At 69.2% G+C, this 19,751-nt stretch carries 18 protein-coding genes; 10 read left to right on the plus strand and 8 right to left on the minus strand.

The features are described from left to right. Positions 1-19: 19 nt before the first annotated feature. Entirely contained in the window at positions 20-589 is a 570-nt protein-coding gene (locus tag IA22_RS0110335) for a TetR/AcrR family transcriptional regulator (protein WP_015575988.1), read from the minus strand. 554 nt (positions 590-1,143) lie between these two features. Between IA22_RS0110335 and kdpF the strand changes: the two genes are divergently transcribed. The 6 genes from kdpF to IA22_RS0110375 all read left to right on the plus strand — a co-directional run bounded on the left by kdpF (position 1,144) and on the right by IA22_RS0110375 (position 8,417). Next, complete coding sequence (gene kdpF, locus IA22_RS34920; protein ID WP_033248102.1) at positions 1,144-1,233, plus strand: K(+)-transporting ATPase subunit F; 90 nt, start codon at positions 1,144-1,146, stop codon at positions 1,231-1,233. A gap of 8 nt (positions 1,234-1,241) precedes the next feature. After that, positions 1,242-2,906 carry a potassium-transporting ATPase subunit KdpA gene (gene kdpA, locus IA22_RS0110350; protein WP_014157841.1) on the plus strand — a complete coding sequence of 555 codons (1,665 nt, stop codon included), beginning with the start codon at positions 1,242-1,244 and terminating at the stop codon, positions 2,904-2,906. Then, positions 2,903-5,002 carry a potassium-transporting ATPase subunit KdpB gene (gene kdpB / locus IA22_RS0110355; RefSeq protein ID WP_030123412.1) on the plus strand — a complete coding sequence of 700 codons (2,100 nt, stop codon included), beginning with the start codon at positions 2,903-2,905 and terminating at the stop codon, positions 5,000-5,002. Before kdpA ends, kdpB begins: the two co-directional genes overlap by 4 nt. A gap of 21 nt (positions 5,003-5,023) precedes the next feature. Then, a complete protein-coding gene (locus IA22_RS0110360; protein WP_030123413.1) occupies positions 5,024-5,701 on the plus strand; it encodes a potassium-transporting ATPase subunit C in 678 nt (225 codons plus the stop codon). 660 nt (positions 5,702-6,361) lie between these two features. Beyond that, positions 6,362-7,342: a polysaccharide deacetylase family protein gene (locus tag IA22_RS0110370; RefSeq protein WP_081889798.1), complete on the plus strand. Its 981-nt coding sequence runs from the start codon at positions 6,362-6,364 to the stop codon at positions 7,340-7,342. A 259-nt stretch (positions 7,343-7,601) separates the two neighbouring features. Then, positions 7,602-8,417 carry an SAM-dependent methyltransferase gene (locus IA22_RS0110375; RefSeq protein ID WP_014157837.1) on the plus strand — a complete coding sequence of 272 codons (816 nt, stop codon included), beginning with the start codon at positions 7,602-7,604 and terminating at the stop codon, positions 8,415-8,417. 214 nt (positions 8,418-8,631) lie between these two features. On the opposite strand, the gene IA22_RS0110380 is transcribed toward IA22_RS0110375, so the two are convergent. Then, complete coding sequence (locus IA22_RS0110380) at positions 8,632-9,153, minus strand: P-loop nucleotide/nucleoside kinase family protein (RefSeq protein ID WP_030123415.1); 522 nt, start codon at positions 9,151-9,153, stop codon at positions 8,632-8,634. Positions 9,154-9,544: 391 nt separating this feature from the next. On the opposite strand from IA22_RS0110380, the gene IA22_RS0110385 reads away from it, so the two are divergent. Continuing rightward, entirely contained in the window at positions 9,545-10,351 is an 807-nt protein-coding gene (locus IA22_RS0110385; protein ID WP_030123416.1) for a nucleotidyltransferase domain-containing protein, read from the plus strand. 494 nt (positions 10,352-10,845) lie between these two features. Here the strand turns inward: IA22_RS0110385 and map are convergent, their stop codons facing one another. Both map and IA22_RS0110395 read right to left on the minus strand, forming a co-directional pair. Further along, positions 10,846-11,616 carry a type I methionyl aminopeptidase gene (gene map, locus IA22_RS0110390; RefSeq protein ID WP_030123417.1) on the minus strand — a complete coding sequence of 257 codons (771 nt, stop codon included), beginning with the start codon at positions 11,614-11,616 and terminating at the stop codon, positions 10,846-10,848. A gap of 212 nt (positions 11,617-11,828) precedes the next feature. Beyond that, positions 11,829-12,410, minus strand: a complete 582-nt coding sequence (locus tag IA22_RS0110395; protein WP_015575999.1) for a snapalysin family zinc-dependent metalloprotease — start codon at positions 12,408-12,410, stop codon at positions 11,829-11,831. A 586-nt stretch (positions 12,411-12,996) separates the two neighbouring features. Here IA22_RS0110395 and IA22_RS0110400 point away from each other — a divergent pair. Beyond that, the gene (locus IA22_RS0110400; RefSeq protein WP_030123418.1) at positions 12,997-15,036 is read left to right on the plus strand and encodes an ABC transporter ATP-binding protein; all 2,040 of its coding nucleotides are present in this window, start codon (positions 12,997-12,999) and stop codon (positions 15,034-15,036) included. Between the two features lie 221 nt (positions 15,037-15,257). Continuing rightward, positions 15,258-16,295 (plus strand): bifunctional GNAT family N-acetyltransferase/NUDIX hydrolase, encoded by a 1,038-nt coding sequence (locus IA22_RS35150; RefSeq protein ID WP_030123419.1) that lies wholly within the window; start codon positions 15,258-15,260, stop codon positions 16,293-16,295. A 210-nt stretch (positions 16,296-16,505) separates the two neighbouring features. Here IA22_RS35150 and IA22_RS0110410 read toward each other — a convergent pair whose 3' ends face one another. From IA22_RS0110410 to IA22_RS0110420, 3 genes are all read right to left on the minus strand, one after another. Continuing rightward, positions 16,506-16,778, minus strand: coding sequence for a hypothetical protein (locus tag IA22_RS0110410; protein WP_014157830.1), 273 nt, complete (start codon positions 16,776-16,778; stop codon positions 16,506-16,508). Positions 16,779-16,950: 172 nt separating this feature from the next. Then, complete coding sequence (locus IA22_RS0110415) at positions 16,951-17,385, minus strand: DUF2267 domain-containing protein (RefSeq protein WP_030123421.1); 435 nt, start codon at positions 17,383-17,385, stop codon at positions 16,951-16,953. 337 nt (positions 17,386-17,722) lie between these two features. Then, positions 17,723-18,157, minus strand: a complete 435-nt coding sequence (locus IA22_RS0110420) for an Hsp20/alpha crystallin family protein (RefSeq protein ID WP_030123422.1) — start codon at positions 18,155-18,157, stop codon at positions 17,723-17,725. Between the two features lie 123 nt (positions 18,158-18,280). Between IA22_RS0110420 and IA22_RS0110425 the strand changes: the two genes are divergently transcribed. Beyond that, positions 18,281-18,928: a hypothetical protein gene (locus IA22_RS0110425; protein ID WP_015576005.1), complete on the plus strand. Its 648-nt coding sequence runs from the start codon at positions 18,281-18,283 to the stop codon at positions 18,926-18,928. Positions 18,929-18,988: 60 nt separating this feature from the next. Here the strand turns inward: IA22_RS0110425 and IA22_RS0110430 are convergent, their stop codons facing one another. Further along, positions 18,989-19,729 (minus strand): alpha/beta hydrolase, encoded by a 741-nt coding sequence (locus IA22_RS0110430; protein WP_015576006.1) that lies wholly within the window; start codon positions 19,727-19,729, stop codon positions 18,989-18,991. Positions 19,730-19,751: the final 22 nt, after the last annotated feature.

A 19,751-nucleotide genomic window follows, 5' to 3' on the forward strand; every position in this document is an offset into this window, starting at 1 on the left:
GTGGGGGCGCGAGCCCGGGTCAGGGCGCGGGCCAGTTCCGCAGCAGGGCGTCGAGGGCGTCCAGGACCCGGGCCCAGGTCTCCTGTGTGCCGGGGGAACTGTGGTCGAAGCTTCCGCCCGACTCCAGGCTGATGTAGCCGTGGAAGACGCTGCCCAGCAGCCGGACCGCGTGCGTGCGGTCCGGCTCCGCCAGGTCGTAGCCCCGCAGGATCGCGCGTGTCATCTGTGCGTGCCGGACGCCCGCGCTGGCGGCTGCCACCTCCGGGTCCAGCCTGAGCTGGGCTGCCGCGTACCGGCCCGGGTGCTCCCTGGCGTAGTCGCGGTAGGCGTGGGCGAAGGCCTCGAGCGCGTCCTTGCCGGCTCGCCCGGCCAGAGCCGACGCGACACGGTCGGCCATCTCCTCCAGGGCCAGCAGGGCGATCCTCGTCCTGAGGTCCTGGGAGTTCTTCAGATGCGAGTAGAGGCTCGCGTCCTTGACGCCGAACTGCCGGGCCAGCGCCGCGACGGTCACCTTGTCGAAGCCGACCTCGTCGGCCAGCTCCGCCCCGGCCCGCGTCAGGCGCTCCGCCGTGAGACCTGCTCTTGCCATGACCTCCCCTTTCGATGGGTTCGATTATGCGTTTACCTAGGAGTATTAGGCAAATTACCTAACTGCCTAAGTTTCGCGTCCGCCACCAGGCACGTCGGGCATCCCCACGGACACGGCCCGCCCTGGGGAGGTCCCCGGGCGTCCGCTCCGGCGCGAATCCGATCCCGGGCCCGAGCAGCTCCCGGCCGGCTGTCGGTACGTACCCCTCCACGGCGGCCTGACCGTTCCCCCCTCCCCCTGGGCGCACGCACGGCCGCCGGTGTCACGAAAAAGGAGTGGCCGGCGGTGACGGCCGAGTCCCGCCCCTGTTCCGCAGCGGCCGCGGCTCTGCCTCACGTACGGGCCGCGTCAAGAAATTCGACGCGCCCGTATGGAGCACGTCAACGGCACGCATCACACGGCCGACCTCGGGATTCACTTCTGTTCGGCCACCCAGGCCGAATCCACTTCATTCACTTCACACGGGAGCTCACGATGGCCGATCTGGCCTTCGTCGCCACCACGGTCGCGGTTTTCGCACTGGTGGCCCTCATTGCGAGGGGGGTGACGAAACTATGACCGCCGAGAACATGACCGGCCTGGTCGTGGCCGTCTCCCTCCTGGTCTACCTCGTCCTCGCGCTTGTGTACCCGGAGAGGTTCTGAAGCTCGACATGAGCCCCGTAACAGCTGGTGCGCTCCAATTGCTCGCACTGATATCCGCGCTCGCCCTGGCATACCGCCCGCTCGGCGACCACATGGCCCGCGTGTACTCGTCGGAAAAGCATTACCGGCCCGAGAAATGGATTTATCGCGCCGTCGGAGCCAATCCTTCGGCCCAGATGCGCTGGCCCGCGTATCTGCGCGCCGTACTGGCGTTCTCCGCGGTGAGTGTCCTTTTCCTCTACGCCCTTCAGCGCTTCCAGGGAGTCCTTCCCGGCTCGCTCGGCTTCGTGTCGATCGATCCGGACCAGGCCTTCAACACCGCGGCGTCCTTCGTGGCGAACACCAACTGGCAGTCGTACTACGGCGAACAGGCCATGGGGCACGTGGTCCAGACGGGCGGCCTGGCGGTCCAGAACTTCGTCTCGGCCGCGGTCGGGATGGCCGTGGCGGTGGCCCTCGTACGCGGGTTCTCGCGCTCCCGCACCGGCGAACTGGGCAATTTCTGGGCGGATCTGGTGCGCGGCACCGTGCGCATCCTCCTGCCGATCTCCGTGGTCGGCGCCGTCGTGCTGGTGGCGTGCGGCGTCCTCCAGAACTTCTCCGGCATCCACGAGGTCGGGCAGTTCACGGGCGGCACCCAGCAGTGGAACGGCGGCGCGGTCGCCTCGCAGGAGGTCATCAAGGAGCTGGGGACCAACGGTGGGGGGTACTTCAACGCCAACTCGGCCCACCCCTTCGAGAATCCGACTCCCTTCTCCAACCTCTTCGAGATCTTCCTGATACTCCTGATCCCGTTCGCGCTGACCCGCACCTTCGGCCGTATGACCGGGAACCTGCGCCAGGGCTACACGCTCCTCGCCACCATGGCCGCCATCTGGATCGGGTTCACCGCTCTGATGATGTGGACCGAGTTCACCCACCACGGCCCGGCACTGGAGCTGGCCGGCGGAGCGATGGAGGGCAAGGAGACCCGCTTCGGCATCGGCGGTTCCTCGATCTTCGCCGTGGCGACCACCCTCACGTCGACCGGTGCGGTCAACTCCTTCCACTCCTCGTACACCGGGTTCGGCGGCGGCATCACCATGCTCGGCATGCAACTGGGTGAGATAGCGCCCGGCGGCGTCGGTTCCGGCCTCTACGGCATGCTGATCATGGCGGTCGTCGCGGTGTTCATCGCCGGCCTGATGGTCGGCCGCACACCCGAGTACCTGGGCAGGAAGATCGGCACCCGCCAGATCAAGCTCGCGGCGTGCTACATCCTGATCACCCCGGCGCTGGTCCTCTGCTTCACGGCGGTGGCACTGGCACTGCCCACCCCGGCCGATTCGATGACCAACAGCGGTGCGCACGGATTCTCCGAGATCCTCTACGCCTACACCTCCGGGGCGAACAACAACGGCTCCGCCTTCGCCGGACTCAACGCCGACACGCAGTGGTTCAACACCACCATCGGCATCGCGATGCTGCTCGGCCGCTTCCTGCCGATCGTGTTCGTGCTGGCACTGGCCGGCTCGCTCGCGGAGCAACGGCCCGTCCCCGACACGGCGGGCACCCTGCGGACCGACAAGCCCCTCTTCGCGGGGCTGTTGGCCGGCACGATCCTCATCATCACCGGTCTGACCTACTTCCCGGCGCTGGCGCTGGGTCCGCTCGCCGAAGGGCTCGCCTCATGAGCACCCCCACCTCCACCCGTGCTCCGCACGAGGACCTGTCCGGCGTTGATACCGCGCCTCCGGGCCGTGTCGGCGGGGGCCTCTTCGACCCGAAGCAGCTGCTCAGGTCCTTCCCGGACGCGCTGCGGAAGCTCGATCCGCGTGTGATGGTCAAGTCCCCGGTCATGTTCGTGGTGCTGGTCGGGTCGGTGGTCACCACCCTGCTGGCCCTCCAGGAACCCGGTGACTGGTTCGGCTGGGCCATCGCCGCCTGGCTGTGGCTGACCACGGTGTTCGCCAATCTCGCCGAGGCGGTCGCCGAGGGCCGCGGCAAGGCCCAGGCCGACACCCTGCGCAAGGCGAAGACGGACACCGTCGCCCGCCGTCTGGAGGGCGGCGACGAGAAGGACGTACCCGGCACGGAACTGCGCGTAGGTGACCTGGTCGTCTGCGAGGCGGGCGACATCGTCCCCGGCGACGGTGACGTCGTCGAGGGCGTCGCGTCCGTCGACGAGTCGGCCATCACCGGCGAGTCCGCCCCGGTGATCCGGGAGTCCGGCGGCGACCGCAGCGCCGTGACGGGCGGCACGAAGGTGCTCTCCGACCGGATCGTCGTCAGGATCACCACCGAACCGGGCAGGACCTTCATCGACCGGATGATCGCCCTGGTCGAGGGCGCCGCCCGGCAGAAGACCCCCAACGAGATCGCGCTCAACATCCTTCTCGCCTCGCTGACCATCGTGTTCCTCCTCGCCGTCGTCACGCTCCAGCCGTTGGCGGTGTACGCCGGTGCCAGGCAGTCCCTGATCGTGCTCACCGCGCTGCTGGTCTGCCTGATCCCGACGACCATCGGCGCACTGCTCTCCGCGATCGGGATCGCGGGCATGGACCGGCTGGTCCAGCGCAACGTCCTCGCCCTGTCGGGCCGCGCGGTGGAGGCCGCGGGTGACGTCTCGACGCTGCTGCTCGACAAGACCGGCACGATCACGCTGGGAAACCGGCAGGCCGCGGCGTTCGTACCGGTGAAGGGGGTGACGGAGGAGGAGCTGGCGAACGCGGCACAGTTGTCCTCGCTGGCCGACGAGACCCCGGAGGGCCGCTCGGTCGTGGTGCTCGCGAAGGAGAGGTACGGCCTTCGCGAACGCCACCGTGGTGAGCTCGCCCGGGCCACCTGGGTGGCCTTCACGGCTCAGACCCGTATGTCGGGTGTGGACGTGGACGGCCTCAAGGCCCGCAAGGGCGCGGCCGGTTCGGTCGTCGCCTGGGTACGGGAGCGGGGCGGCGGCGTCGACGACGACGCCGGCCTCCTCGCGGACCGGATCTCGGAGGCGGGCGGGACACCGCTCCTGGTCGCCGTGGAGGACGAGGAAGGTGCCCGCGTCCTGGGCGTGATCCACCTCAAGGACGTCGTCAAGGGCGGGATGCGGGAGCGGTTCGACGAACTGCGCCGCATGGGCATCAGGACCGTCATGATCACGGGCGACAACCCCCTGACCGCCAAGGCGATCGCCGAGGAGGCGGGCGTCGACGACTTCCTGGCCGAGGCCACCCCCGAGGACAAGATGGCCCTCATCAAGCGGGAGCAGGCGGGCGGCAAGCTCGTCGCGATGACGGGCGACGGCACCAACGACGCCCCCGCGCTCGCGCAGGCGGACGTCGGCGTGGCGATGAACACCGGCACCTCGGCCGCCAAGGAGGCCGGGAACATGGTGGACCTGGATTCCGACCCGACCAAGCTCATCGAGATCGTCGGGATCGGCAAGCAGTTGCTCATCACCCGGGGGGCCCTGACCACCTTCTCCCTCGCCAACGACGTCGCGAAGTACTTCGCGATCATCCCGGCCATGTTCGCGGTGGTGTACCCGGGCCTGGACAAGCTGAACGTGATGGGGCTCGCGTCGCCGGAATCCGCGATCCTGTCCGCCGTCATCTTCAACGCCCTGATCATCGTCGCCCTCGTACCGCTCGCCCTCAAGGGGGTGCGCTACCGGCCGACCAGCGCGGACACGATGCTCCGCCGCAATCTCGGGATCTACGGACTCGGCGGCCTGGTCGCCCCGTTCATCGGGATCAAGGCCATCGATCTGCTCCTCTCCCTGATTCCCGGGCTCTCCTGAAGAAGAAACGGCTGATCCGCCATGAACAACTCCCTCAAGAACACCGCCCGACTGCTGGGGGCGGGCCTGCGTGCCCTGCTCGTCCTGAGCGTCCTCTGCGGAGTCCTCTACCCTCTCGCGGTCACGGGCGTCGCCCAGGCGTTCTTCAGCGGCAGGGCCAACGGCTCCGAGGTCGGTGACGGAACCGGGCACACCGTCGGATCGGCCCTGATCGGACAGAGGTACGACCTGCCGAAGCTGGACCCCGACGACCCGGACGAGAGCGCGAGGCCGGACCTCAAGTGGTTCCAGCCCCGTCCCTCGAACGGCCTGGGCAGCAACAGCGTGAACCCCCGGTACTCACTGATCCTCTCCGGCGCCACCAACCGCGCGGCCGACAACGCCGATCTGGTCACGTGGGTGACGGAGGCGAAGGCGGCGGTCGTGGCGGACAACTCCACCCCGGGCCACCGGGTGCGGGCCGATGACGTGCCGGCGGACGCGGTGACATCCTCCGGCTCGGGTCTGGACCCTCATATCTCCCCGGCCTACGCGAAGCTCCAGATCCACCGGGTCGCCGAGCGGAACGGCCTTCCTGTCCCGCGCGTCGCGAAACTCGTGGCCGAGCACACCGAGGGACGCACCCTCGGCTTCATGGGCGAGCCCCGGGTCAACGTCCTGGAGCTCAACATCGCGCTCAAGGAGGTGAGCGAGGGCTGACACGAGGCGGCGCGATCCACCTCCGGGCCGGCTGCGGCGGTTCCGTACGGAACCGCCGCAGCCCGCTCCCGTCGTGTCGGTCGGAGCCTCTCCGACCGACCGCATCACGTCCTCCGGGCGGAGTATCGAAACTTTCGATTCGATTCGGCACGACAGTCGAGAAGAACCGCACCTAGCATCGCGTTCACACCTCTTCGCAAACGTACGCGACGCCCACGATCTGCACTTATGCAGCGCTCCGACACCCGCCACAGAAATCGACCGTTTCGTAATCTTTGCCGAAACCATTGACACCCGGCGGTGTCGGTTCAACACTGTTCGCCGTCGACGGACATGAATCACAGGCACGGATCACCGTCGATCCGGATCCACCCGGACCCGGTATCCGGGCCGGACGCCGAGTACGACGACCGGTCACGGCCGGCCGGGGCGCACGACGCCGACGCTCGATCGCTGTCTTCACCTGTTCACGCGGCACCTGTCACACAGGGGCGTTCCGCGCTGCCCGGATCCCCCACCCGGCCTCATGAGGACGAGGAGGAGAACACGCACATGAACGACGTATCCGCACGACCGACGAGCCGCACGCACGAGCGGTTCACACGGTCCGTCCGCAACGTCGTCGCCATGGCGACGAATCGAAGGACCGACCCCATGCGCATGCGAACACGCCCTTCCTTACGACACGTGGTCACGGCACTGGCCGTCGCCGCGACGGCCGCGACGGCCACGACCGTCGTCGACACCCCGCCCTCCCACGCAGCGACGGCTGCCGCCTGCAACGGCTACGTGGGGCTCACCTTCGACGACGGCCCGTCGAGCAGCACCCCCGCCCTGCTCAACGCCCTGAAGCAGAACGGACTGCGGGCCACGATGTTCAACCAGGGCCAGTACGCCGCCTCCAACCCGGCTCAGGTGCGGGCGCAGGTGGACGCCGGTATGTGGGTCGCCAACCACAGCTACACCCATCCGCATCTGACCCAGCAGACCCAGGCACAGGTCGAATCGGAGATCTCCCGCACCCAGCAGGCCATCGCCGCAGGCGGCGGAGGCACGCCGAAACTCTTCCGGCCCCCGTACGGCGAGTCCAACGCGACGGTGCGGGCGGCAGCCGCCAAGTACGGCCTGACCCAGATCATCTGGGACGTCGACTCCCAGGACTGGAACAACGCGAGCACCGACGCGATCGTGCAGGCCAACGCACGGCTCACCGACGGCCAGATCATCCTCATGCACGACTGGCCGGCCAACACGCTCGCGGCCATCCCGCGCATCGCACAGGGACTGGCGAGCCGGGGGCTGTGTGCCGGCATGATCTCCCCGCAGACCGGCCGCGCCGTGGCTCCCGACGGGGGCGGCAGCGGTGGCGGGGGCAACGGCTGCACCGTCACGGTGACCGCCGGCCAGAGGTGGAGCGACCGCTACAACCTCAACGTCACGGTCGCGGGCTCCGGCAACTGGACCGTCACCATGCGCATCCCCACCCCCGCCAAGGTCCTCTCCACCTGGAACACCACCGCCACCTATCCCGACGCGCAGACGCTCACCGCCCAGCCCAACGGCAACGGCAACACCTGGGGCACCACCATCCAGGCCAACGGCAACTGGACCTGGCCCACCGCCACCTGCACCACCACCTGACCACCCGACAGACACACGGCCGGTGGGGGCGGTGGCACTGCCCACCGCCCCCCACCGGTTCCCGGTCGCCGCTCCCCCACCGGCCCGGCGCCCCGGCCGCCCAGCAGGCCACGCCACGCCACGGAACGTAGGTGACATCCACGGCGAAGTACCGCACCTCGACAGCGGAGTTGGCCTCTGGCGACCATCCTTGGCACGTACGTTCCCTATTCTGTTCGCAAGCCGATCAACCGCTGTCGCGCATACCCAGGAGTTCGCCATGTCCCGACCGGAGAACGATGCCTCCACCCTGCGCATCGACACCAGCAGACCCCATCCCGCCCGGATGTACGACTGGTTCCTCGGTGGCAAGGACAACTATCCGGTCGACGAGGCGATGGGCCGGCAGATGCTCGCCGCGGAGCCCGGGATCCCGGTCATGGCCAAGGTGAACCGCGCCTTCATGCACCGCGCCACCCGATGGCTGACCGGCCAGGGGATCCGGCAGTTCCTCGACATCGGCACGGGTATCCCCACGGAACCGAACCTCCACCAGGTGGCCCAGCAGGCCGCCCCCACGACCCGGGTCGTGTACTGCGACAACGACCCCATCGTCCTGGCACACGCGGAGGCCCTGCTGAAGGGCACCGAGGAGGGTGCCATCGACTACGTGGAGGCCGACGCCCGCGACGTGGACGCCATCCTCCAGCACGCGGGCAAGACGCTGGACTTCACTCAGCCCGTCGCGCTCTCGTTGATCTCGCTGCTGCACTTCGTGAGCGACGAGGACGGCGCCTACGAGCTGGTCGACCGGCTGACCGAGGTGCTCGCACCGGGCAGCCATGTGGTGATCTCCCATCTCACTGCGGACTTCCACCCGGCTGCGGCTCGCAAGGTGGACGAGATGTACAAGGCGAACACCCTCACCCTGGCGCCCCGCACCCGCGACCAGTTCGCCCGCTTCTTCGACGGGCTCGACATCGCGGAGCCCGGCATCGTGGCGGCCGAGGCGTGGCACCCCGAGCTCGGCGATCCGGTGGCGGGCCAGGACGACATCATCAGTGCCGGCTACGTGGCGGTCGGCCGCAAGCCGTAGTCCTGGGGCGGGCCTCAGGCCTGTCCCGAGGTGAGTGCCCGGCGACGGCGGTCGAGGCGCTGCCGAGCACGTCGGCGACGGCGCCCGACACCAGTTGGGCTCGTTACCCACCTGGCGAGACGGTCGGCCTGCCATCGGTGAGACACGCCGTTGTCCCACGCGGTCGCACGGCGGCCCTTGAGCCATCTGTGGCGAGGCCCGGCGGGCGGACACCTCACGCCTTGACGGCCTCCGCGATCTGCTGGGCGGCCTGCGCGGGCGTGAGGTGCGTGGTGTCGACGACCTCGGCCTCACCGTGCAGCCACGTGCGAGCCGCCTCGGCGTAGGGCTCGAGGTAGGCGAGACGGAAGGTGGAGGGACCGAGATCCGTGTCCCCCTCGATGCGCCCGCGGAGTGTGTCCTGGTCGGCGTGGAGAACGAAGTGCCGCACCGGAATCTCGTGCTGGTCGAGACCCGAGCTGATCTCGCGCCAGTACTGCTCGACCAGGACGGTCATGGGCATCACCAGAGTGCCGCCGGTGTATTCGAGCACGCGGCGGGCGGTCTCGACGACCAGCGGCCGCCAGGGTTCCCAGTCCTGGAAGTTGCCCGTCCAGGGCAGCGCCGGCTTGATGTCCATGAGGGTCTCGCCGACCTTTTCGGCGTCGAACACCCGGGAATCGGGGATCAGCTGCTGCACTAGGGCACTGGTGGTGGTCTTGCCTGCGCCGTGGGTTCCGTTGAGCCATAGGATCATGGGAACCGACGCTAGCGCCCCTGCAGGGACCGACGTCCGACAAGGCCGCGGACAAGCAGAAAACCTCGCCCCTGTCGCAACAGGAACGAGGCTTCACATGGAGCGCTGGGCAGGCCTTGCACCTGCATTTCCCCGCAGGAAGCGGGGCGTCTTTCCTTGGACGACCAACGCACAGGCAACCGCACCACCGAAGTGGCCGCGCCTTCAAGATCGACTATAGCGCAGGATCGACGGACCTCGCACCTGCCGTCGGCTTCCGCGTGTCTGCCATACCTGAGTACCCGCCGTGGCAAGTGCCGCAGAACTCGCCACAACAGGTCGTCACCACCCTGCCCCCACACCTCGAGAACTCAGTTCGGCAGTGTGCAGCGACAGAGGGCACAGTGGCCCCATGTATGAACGAGGCCTGGACCGCGACGGAACCATTGCACGCGAAGGCGCACTGGAACGGGTACCGGCACCATTCACGCCCGTCGTCGATGCGGCACGCGCTCATGTCGCCGCGACGTTCGACAGTGCGCGCCTGCACAGCGCCTATGTCTACGGCAGCATCCCTCGTGGCACCGCCACTCCCGGGGTATCCGACCTCGACCTCCAGCTCGTCCTCCATAACGAGCCCACCGTTGGCGATCGCTCCGACGCAAGAGCGATCGAAGGCGAGCTCGACCAAGCCTTTCCTCAGATCGACGGTGCCGGCATCCTGCTGACCAGCGCAAAGCACCTGCTCAGCGATGCCGAACGGCACGACGGCGGATTCTTCATCGCCTGCCTCTGCACACCGCTACTCGGCCCGGACCTCGCGGCGCAGCTTCCTCGCTACCGCCCCACGACCCTGCTCGCACGGGAGACCAACGGTGACCTCGCCCATGTGCTGCCGCGCTGGCGCGCCAAGGCCGCCGCAGCCACCACTGACGCAGATCGCCGGATCCTCAGCCGTTCCGTAGGCCGACGCACGGTCCGTACAGGTTTCACTCTGATCATGCCCAGCTGGGGCGGCTGGACCAGTGACCTCGACCAGTCCGCCGAACTCTTCGGCGGCTACTACCCCGAGCGAGCCGAGCAGATGCGCGTCGCCGCAGCCGTCGGTCGCGCACCTTCGCCCGATCCGGCGGTGCTCAGAATGCTCATCGCCGATCTCGGCCCCTGGCTTGCGGCAGAGTACGCAGCCGTGCACGGCGTGAAGGCCCTGCACGCGTGACGGGCACGTACGGCCACCGCTGACAAACCGGCGACACCGCGCTCCGGTCGCCAGCGAGCCGCTCGCGGCCAACGTGCCGTGCACACGGACCTTCATCGACAGAAGCTGTCGGTGGCCGACGCGATGCCGACACCGGAAACTCCGCCTCAAAGGATCGTCCATGGGGTTCCGGTGGAGGGAAGAGCCAGGATCCGACCGGCTTAAGGGGTGGCCGTCGAGTCGGCATGCCAACATGAATACTCTTCACGGCCATGGCCAGTGACCCAGCGGCAAGGTAGTAGTGGTCCGGGAAGTACTGGATGTGCTGGTGCCCACCGTCGTCCACCCTCGCGATCGACCGAAGTGTCAGTCAGGGCCGTCAAGCCCTGCCGGTCGCCCTCGATCACCAGAGCGCTCCGCCCCGAATCAACCTTGATGTGGACACCGGGCCGCCGGCACTCACCACCGCAACCCCCGTGGTCCCGAAAGCGCGGGGAGGTGGCCTCACCCCGTGCTCACTTCGACAACGTGAGGATTTCGGCTCCGTCGTCGGTGATGGCGATCGTGTGCTCGCTGTGCGCCGTGCGGCAACCCGTCGCGCTCCGGAGCGTCCACCCGTCGGCGTCCGTGACGAGCTGAGCGGTGTCCGCCATGACCCACGGCTCGAGCGCCAGCAGCAGTCCGGGACGCAGTTTGTATCCGCGGCCGGGCCGCCCGGTGTTCGCGACGTGCGGGTCCTGGTGCATCGTCGACCCGATGCCATGCCCCCCGAACTCGGTGTTGATCGGGTATCCCGCCTCCCCGAGAACCGTGCCGATGGCATGGGAGATGTCGCCGATCCGAGCCCCGGGCCCGGCAGCGGCGATCCCTGCGGCGAGCGCGCGTTCGGTCGCGTCGATCATCGCTACGTCCTTCGGGGACCTCGGTTCGCCCACGATGAAGCTGATGGCGGCGTCTGCGGCGACTCCCCCTTTGGAGACGGCGAGGTCGAGGGTCAGCAGATCACCGTCGGCGAGCGTGTAGTCGTGCGGCAGCCCATGGAGCACGGCGTCGTTGACAGCCGTGCAGATGTAGTGGCCGAACGGGCCTCGCCCGAAGGACGGCGCGTAGTCGACGTAGCAGGACGACGCCCCCGCCTCGACGATCATTTTCTCGGCCCACCGGTCGATGTCGAGAAGGTTCGCGCCGATCGTGCTTCGGGTCCTCAGCGTCTGCAGGATGTCACCGACCAGGGCGCCAGTGGTTTCGGCCCGGGCCAGCAGGGTGGGGTTGAGGATCTCGATCATGTGGCGCCCTTCTCATGCAACCAATAACTATACCGTCATTACTATACCGGTATTTGAATTGCATTCATGCGCAGGGCGCCGCCCACTGCCACCGCCCGGTCTCTCCGGTACGAGCGGCCGAGGCGCGAGTACTTCCGGTGGGTCATGACCGTCACGGAGCGGACGTTCCCGTCCACCGGAAGTCCCAGCTCGGCCGCTGCCACCTACCGGCCTTAGGGAGCGTCCACCAGGGTCCGCCCGGCTGCGGGTGTACGCGAGGTGAGGCCGTTCGCGTAGATGGACTGGACGCGGCTTCGTTCAGTCGCGTTCGGAACCGCGTTCTTGCATGTGATGCCGGCGCTCGACCCTGACATCAACTGACTGCACGGGCCGGGCTTGGTGTCGGGCAGGCCCAGACTGTGCCCGATCTCGTGGGCGGCGATGCGGGTCTTGTCGTGCCCCTCGGACACAGCCTGACTGCCGAGCTCCACGCGCACCTGACCGCCCGGGCGCACCGGGCCCAGCGTCGCCTGGGGCCAGCCGCTGGTCGCGACGATCTGGATCTCGGCCCGGGCGCCAGGTGCGGCTTCGACCAGTTTGACGTTGCTGACGTTCTGGTTCCACGAGGCGACCCCGGCGGCGATCGCCGCTTCCCATCCGCCTGCGCGACTGTCGTCGTAGCGGAGTGTCACCACTGCTGCCGCGCCCACCGCCGTGGCGGGCTCCGGCGTGGGCGCGGCGTGCGCCGCTGTTGCTGTGGCCAGGGCGATCGCGGCGGCGGTGCCGGCTGCCTTCAACCATAAGGAGTGCGGCATCGGTGTCCCTTCGCTGATGGGGAACTCGGGTCCACTCGGAGCCGAGAGCGGGAGAACACGCGTCGGCCAGGCGGCCGGTCGCGGGTTCTCTCCGGACCTCAGGACTATGCCCACCCCATCGCGTTTATCATGCCCCTGTCATTACTGAGAGGCCGGAAAGGGGCGTTGCTCACACGGGATCCGCGCTTCGGAGGATCCTCGGCGTCTCCCGGTCCCGCCCACGGTCAGCGCCGGAGCAAATCCGCGCTCCCCCGGCAGCGACGACCGGAGCCCAGCGCCGGACCGTGCCCTCCACGGCCCGCACAGCCTTCCCGCAGCAAGCTGCGTCGCGGCGGCATCGCGGAACATCCGCGCGCGGTACGGATGTCGCGACCTCCCGCGCGGAGCGCGACTCCGCTTCACCTGGCCAGGATCGGCAAGGGGCCGATCACGTCCGCAAAGCAGCGGTCCCGGTCACCGAGCGACGGCCCGCACCATGAGTGGCCTCCGCGAGCGGGTTCGAAGCTCGGCTGAAAGGCACGCCTTCGAGAAGACGCGGCACTCGTTGTACTGGACGAGGCCGCCACGACCGTCAGGAAGGAGCACGGTGACACGCACCGGACCACACCGCGCCGCCCGGAAGGACACGAAGAGCACGGCAGCGGAGGGCTCCGTCTCCGACGCGGAGCGCGAACTGTACGGAGGACGGCTGCGATACGACATGTCCTTCGTGCGTCACGAGGGGCCGTTGACCAGAGTGTCGTTCCGCCACATGGCGGCCGCGCTTCCGCGCATGGTGGCCCTGGTGCTGCGTACCGGCTGGCGGGCGGACCCGCGGGCGATGGCGGGCGTGGTGACCGCACAGCTCGGGCAAGGAGCGACCGCGGCATGGGGACTGGTGGCGGTCAACAGCGTTCTCACCGATCTCTTCGCTGCGGGCCCGACGGGCGAGAGGCTGCGTGAGTCCCTTCCGGCCCTGGCGTCGCTGGCCGCGGCAGCGGTGATCGCGGCTCTGCTGACGGCATGGTCGACGGCGATGTCCGGTCGGCTGGAACCCCAGGTGGAAAGGGCGGTGTCGGCGCGCTACTACAGGGCCGTCACAAGGGTGGAGCTGGAGGCGACCGAGCGCCCCGAGATCCAACGAGTCCTGGAGGCAGGCCGGTTCGGTACGGACTCGGCCCGCAGCATGCTGATGCTGTCGGTGGGGGTCGGCAACGTCCTGATCTCCATGGTGGCGGCCGCCGTCGTACTGGCGTCACTGCACTGGATGCTCCTGCCCATGCTGCTGGTCATCGCCCTGCCCAAAGGGTGGGGCGCGGTCAGCTCGGCACGCCGCGAGTACGTCTCGAAGCTGCACTGGATCGATCACCGGCGGGCCATCGCCTCCCTCCTGGGCTTCCTGACCCGCCCGCAGGCGCAAGGGGAGATCCGCGTGCACGCCGCCGGAACCAAGCTGCTGAACAGCTACGAGGAGATGGCCCACCAGACCGAGGGGGAACAGCGGCGTCTGGCCCGGGCGCAGGCCTCCACCGACCTGATCGCCGGAGGATTCGCGGGCATCGCGTCACTGGCCTGCTACGGATTGCTCTGGTGGTTGCTGGCCGACGGCTCCCTGCCTCTCGCCGTCGGCGGAACCGCGGTACTCGCGATCCGCGCGTCGACGGCGCGGCTGACCTCGCTCGTCCAGCAGGTCAACCGGCTCTACGAGGAGCTGTTGTTCCTCACGGACACGGAGGACGCCATCACCCTGGCCACGGAGAACGCCATCCCCACCACGGGTACCCCGCTGCCGTCCGGTGTCCATCAGATCCGCCTGGACCACGTGTCCTACACCTACCCCGGGGCCGACTCCCCGGCGTTGCGGGACGTCAGTCTGCGGGTGCGCCGCGGCGAGGTGACCGCGCTGGTGGGTGCGAACGGCTCCGGCAAGACCACTCTGACCAAGGTACTGTCCGGGTTGCTGCTCCCCGGGGACGGCGACGTGTGGTGGCAGGACGCCGACGGCCGCGAGCAGGTCGAACTCCGGGACGCCGACCGGGCCGACCTCTTCGCCAGGGTGGGGCTTCTCGCCCAGGACTTCCCTCGCTGGGAGATGACCGCGGCCGCGAACGTGGCCATCGGCACCGGCGACCGTGTCCGTGACATGGACCGGGTGAAGGCCGCCGCGCGATCCGCCGGTGTCCACGCACTGATCGAGAGCCTGCGCCACGGCTGGGACTCCATCGTCTTCAAGGGGTACGAGCGCGGTGTCCAGCTCTCGGGCGGCCAGTGGCAGAAGCTGGGCACGGCGCGGAGTCTGTACCGGGGGGCTCCCTTCCTGCTGGTCGACGAACCGACCTCGGCGCTCGACCCGCACGCGGAGATCGCCGCTTTCGAGGGCCTGTGGTCACTCAAGGAGGAAGGGCGGGCGGTGGTCCTCGTGACACACCGCCTGGCGGCCACGGCACACGCCGACCGCATCTATGTCCTCGACCAGGGCCAGGTGATCGAGGAAGGGACCCACGATCACCTCATGGCCCGGACCGACGGTGTCTACCGGTCGATGTTCACCGCCCAGGCCGCGCAGTACCGGACCACCTCTCCGGCCGTCCCCTCACAGCCCGGGCACACCGGAGCGCCCGACCCGGTGGAGAGCGGCCCGCAGTGAACCGCCGCTCGCTCGGTCCCGGTGGCCCGGCCGGCGAAACGCGACCGGACGTCCCCGGTCCGTTCCCCTCCTACTCCCCCTCCCCCGTCCGCCGTTCGTCGGACCGCGTCCTCCCGCGGCGCGAACACGTTCCGGCGGGGACCGAGCTCAGCCGACGGCTCGTGGCCCGGCTGCGCGCCACACATCACCCGCCCGTGCAACTCACCGACAGAAGAGGATTCGTGAACCGAGACGTACTGCCCGCTCCCGGAGCCGGGCTGCCGACAGTCACCGCGCGGCCGAGGGCCCGCGTGGCCTTTCCCTCGGATGCCGAAGGCATCATCGCGCTGAGGTCGGAACTCGTTCTCTCCGAGCCCATCGACGCGGAGCGGGCTGCCTTGTCCAGTACGCACTTGGCCCGTCGGCTCGCCTCGGGGGGAGACGCCCGCGCCCATGTCGCGGAGGCCCCTGACGGTTCGCTCGTCTCGTGCGCACTCGGCCTGATCCACCCGCTGCTCCCCGCACCGGCATGTCCGAGCGGTCTGGCCGCCCGGGTGCACGCTGTCGCCACACACCCGCGGTATCGACGCCTCGGGCTGGCCAGGGAACTGCTCTCCGCCCTTCTGGACCGCCTTCAGGCCGACGGAGCGACACTGTTCGAACTGCGTGCGGCCGAAGAGGCCACGCCGCTGTACCGGGAACTCGGGTTCGCCGCCGATCCGGCATCGATGCGGCTGACGCGGCGGGAGAACGCCGATCGACGGATCGAGGAGTCGGCCGGGCCCGTGCTGCTCCCGGTGGAGGAGTACGCGTCGACCGTGCCCAAGTCGACCGGGTCCGCATTCATCTTCTTCACCGACCAGCACGACAGGCCGGTCCAGTTGCGGGCCACCTACTCCCAGGTGCACCCCTGGCAGCTCCCGGGCGGCACGATGGATCACGGCGAACGGCCCTGGCAGACGGCGCAGCGCGAATGCCGCGAGGAGACCGGCCTCACAGTGGAGGGTCCGCCCTGCCTGCTCGCGTCGGTCTTCGGGCTTCCGGGGGACGACTGGCCGTTCAGCACCACGGGGTGTGTCTTCGACGGCGGCCGGCTCACCGACGAACAGATCCGGTCCATCGTGCTGGACCCGGACGAGCATGACGCGGTGCGGGTCCTTCCGCTGAAGGAGTGGGAACCGTTGATGCCGCCGCAGGACTTCGCTCGTCTGGACGCAGTCATGACGGCCCGGCTGACCGGCGCGGCCGCGTACTTCGACTCCTGGGACTGGGGGAAGTGATCGCCGGCCCGCGGGCGGCACAACCACCGGCAGGGTGAGCCGGCACTACCGCGCCCCCGCCGCGCTCCTGCCCCTTGCATGTCCACGACGCAGGAGCGCCGCGAGGGTCCTCCGGACACCGGACGGAAGACCGGCCGGGGGCCCCGGCCGGTCTGACATCAGCTACCGCCACGCGTCCTTCCACCCAGGCGGAGTCGGCGCTCGTTCACCTCATGAGCCGGCCAGCAGGGCCCCGAGGACCATGCCTCCGATCAGCCCTACGGCGCTGACCACGATGGCGGGCACGGCAAGCCGCTCGTGCCGGACCACCTTGGCGACGACGGCCAGTACGAGGCCGACCACACCGAAGACGATCGGCAGGAAGAGCAGCGAGATCACGCCCAGCACCATCGCGATGATGCTCAGCACGTTGCCGCTCGCGGGGCGCTGCGGTGCGCCGTGCGGCTGCTGCCCGGTCGAGTTGTCGCCGTACTGTGTCGTCATCTGCTGCTCCTTCGGGACAGTGATCCGGAGAGCTGGTCCCGCTCGGGACCGGCCCACCACTCGGATACCCCCAAGTTCCGCACAAATACAGCGACTTGATGTCTCGCATGTGAGGAGCGGGCTTGCGGGCGCCGACGGCGTCCGCCGGGAACGTCTGGGCAGCTGGAGCCGCTCATGCGGCTTGGATGAGCTCCGCCCGACCGAACAACAGGGCGTACCCAGGGAGGAGTTGGGCGAGAGTGCGGTCGAGCAGGTCGGATCCGGCGAGGTGACCGACAGTGGCGAGGACCGCCCCGGTGTCCCACCGCGCGGTAGCGGGGGTCCCGCCCGTGCGAGTGGCGAGATCCTTGACGAATCCCCACCCGGTGAGCTGTTCGGAGGCGGGGATCTGGGCGGTGAAGATGCGGGCCGCCTCGACAGGCAGCCGGGCGGCGAGGTCGACACGTTCGTCCCCTGTCAGCTGCCGGCCGAGGGCGGACAGCACGGCGTGGGTGACGGCCTCGGCTCGTTCACGCGTGGGATAGGCGCCCTCGTATCTGATCTTCTCCAGCATCTGATCGAACGTCAGGTCCGTCGTGGCACGGGTCGGTTCGTGGATGGAACGCATCGATGGTCCTTCTCGAGGGGCGGCTACCGCCTGTGGCCGGGCAAGCACCGGCAGCCGCGCAGCTGATCTTGGGGGAAGGTCGTTCAGTCAGGTGCCCCGGCCGACGGGGGACAGTCCCGGCGAATCAGGTCGTGTCCGATTCGTGACCGCTCAGGAGTGCGCCGCAGCGCGGTCCATGACGAGGGATGGTCCGCGCTGCGGCCGAGTCGCCGCCGGGCGCATACCGAGGGTGGACGGCGGGCTGGATCCGTTCACCGCCACGCGGGGCGTCGAGCGCCGGGAGGACGTACGGGGCCCCGCACTCCGGATTCCTGCGGGCAGGTGAGGACCGCCGTGTTCAGGTATCGATCTGCCTGTGGTGCGGCATGTCGCCGATGGCGATCTTGCGGGGCTTGGCCCGCTCGGCGATCGGGATCCGCAGGGTCAGCACCCCGGCGTCGTAATCGGCCCTGATGCGCTCGGTATCCAGTGTGTCGGCCAGAACCAGCTGACGGGAGAAGGCCCCCAAGGGCCGCTCGGAGAGCTCCACCTGTACGTTCTCGTCCGTCACGACGGGACGGCGCTCGGCCTTGACGGTGAGCATGTTCCGTTCGACGTCGACGTCGATCGCGTCCTTCGCGACGCCGGGCAGGTCGAGGGCGATCACGTACTCCTCGCCCTCGCGCCAGGCGTCCATGGGCATCGCCGACGGCTTGGACCATGTGCCGGAAGCGCCCGTGAGCTGCTGGGCGAGGCGGTCGAGTTCGCGGAACGGGTCAGTGCGCATCAACATTGCGAAACACCTCCACTGGTCTGGCAGAAACTGCCAATGCGCTTCGTCTGACACTGTTGTAACATGTCATCCAAGCGATGACAACTTCAATGTCACCGAAAGGTTGACACCACGAGGAGCCCCATGAACGCACTCCCCGCAGCCGGCGATCCCACCTCCTTCGCCGCGGCCTCGGCAGCCCTGCACGCCATCGATGAGGCCGTGCGCGCCGCCCGGGCACCGGCGCCCGCACCGCGTGCGGAGGACGCGGCCAGCTCCGAGCAGGCTCTGGCCGCCCTGCTCCTCCTGCGCGAACTGCGTGACCAGCTGGCGGGGTGGGAGCCCGGCCTGATCGAAGCGGCCCGCGCAGCGGGCACCAGCTGGGCCGACCTCGCCCATCCTCTCGGCGTCGCCAGCCGACAGGCAGCCGAACGCCGCTACCTGCGCGTGCGGCCCGGGACTCCCGGCGCCACAGGCGAGCAGCGCGTGCAGGCGACCCGCAACCACCGCGCCGCCGACCGCACCGTCAACACCTGGGCCCGGGACAACGCCGCGGACCTGCGACAGCTCGCCGGCCAGATCACCGCCCTGTCCGATCTCCCCGACACCACGGCCGCCCGCCTCGCCGCCGCACTCGCCGACAACGACGCGGCCGCTCTGATCGCCCCGCTGACCGACGCCCACCGGCATCTGAGGACGGGCCACCCGGACCTCGCGGCACGCATCGACACGCTCAACCGCCGCACCGACCAGCTCCGCCAGGACAGCGACGAACAGCGGACGGCCCCCTGACAGCTCCTGGCGTTCCGCCCGGTGCCGGTCACCGTCCGCTGTCGCCATGACAGCCCGGCCTCACCTCAGGTGTCGGCCGAAGAACTGGACCGCGGCGTCCGCCGCGAACTGCGGGACGCCGGTGTGCCCGCCCATGTTGGCGTGCAGTGACTTCTCCTCGGAACCGAAGGCGTCGAACAGGTCCAGGGCCGCCTGCCGGTCGTTGCCCTCGTCGTCCCACTGCAGCAGGACGTGCAGCGGAACAGTGACACGTCGGGCCTCCTCGAACATGGAGCGGGGCACGAAACTCCCGGCGTACAGGCAGGCCGCCTCGATGCGGGGCTCGACCGCCGCCAGCCGGACTCCGATGGAGATCACTCCCCCCGAGTAGCCGAACGGTCCGCCGATATCGGGTAGCGACTGAAGGGCGTCCAGGGCGGTCCGCCATTCCGGGACCGCCTTGTCGACCAGCGGGAGGATGAGGGCGTCGACGGTCCCGTCGCTCACCGGATCGCCGGCCCCGATCGCCCGGCGCAGATCGGCGCGGGCCTGATCGACCGCGGGCCAACGGGGCCGGTCGCCGCTTCCGGGAAGCTCGATGGTGGCCGTGGCGAAACCCTCCGCAGCGGAACGCAGGGCCCGGGCGACCAGTCGGGGATACATCGTGCGCAGCCCGAGGGGAGGGTGGCCGAGCAGGATCAGTGGCACCGGTGCGGAAGCGGATGCGGACGCGGGTGTCCACAGGATGCCGGGAATCCCACCGAGGGTGAACCGGCGTTCGAGAACGTTGTCGTCGAGGGGCTGCTCGGAAGTGACCTGCATGGTCGTGCCTTTCGGGAGTGCA

It is taken from the genome of Kitasatospora papulosa (assembly GCF_000717245.1).
Taxonomy (GTDB): Bacteria; Actinomycetota; Actinomycetes; order Streptomycetales; family Streptomycetaceae; genus Streptomyces; species Streptomyces papulosus.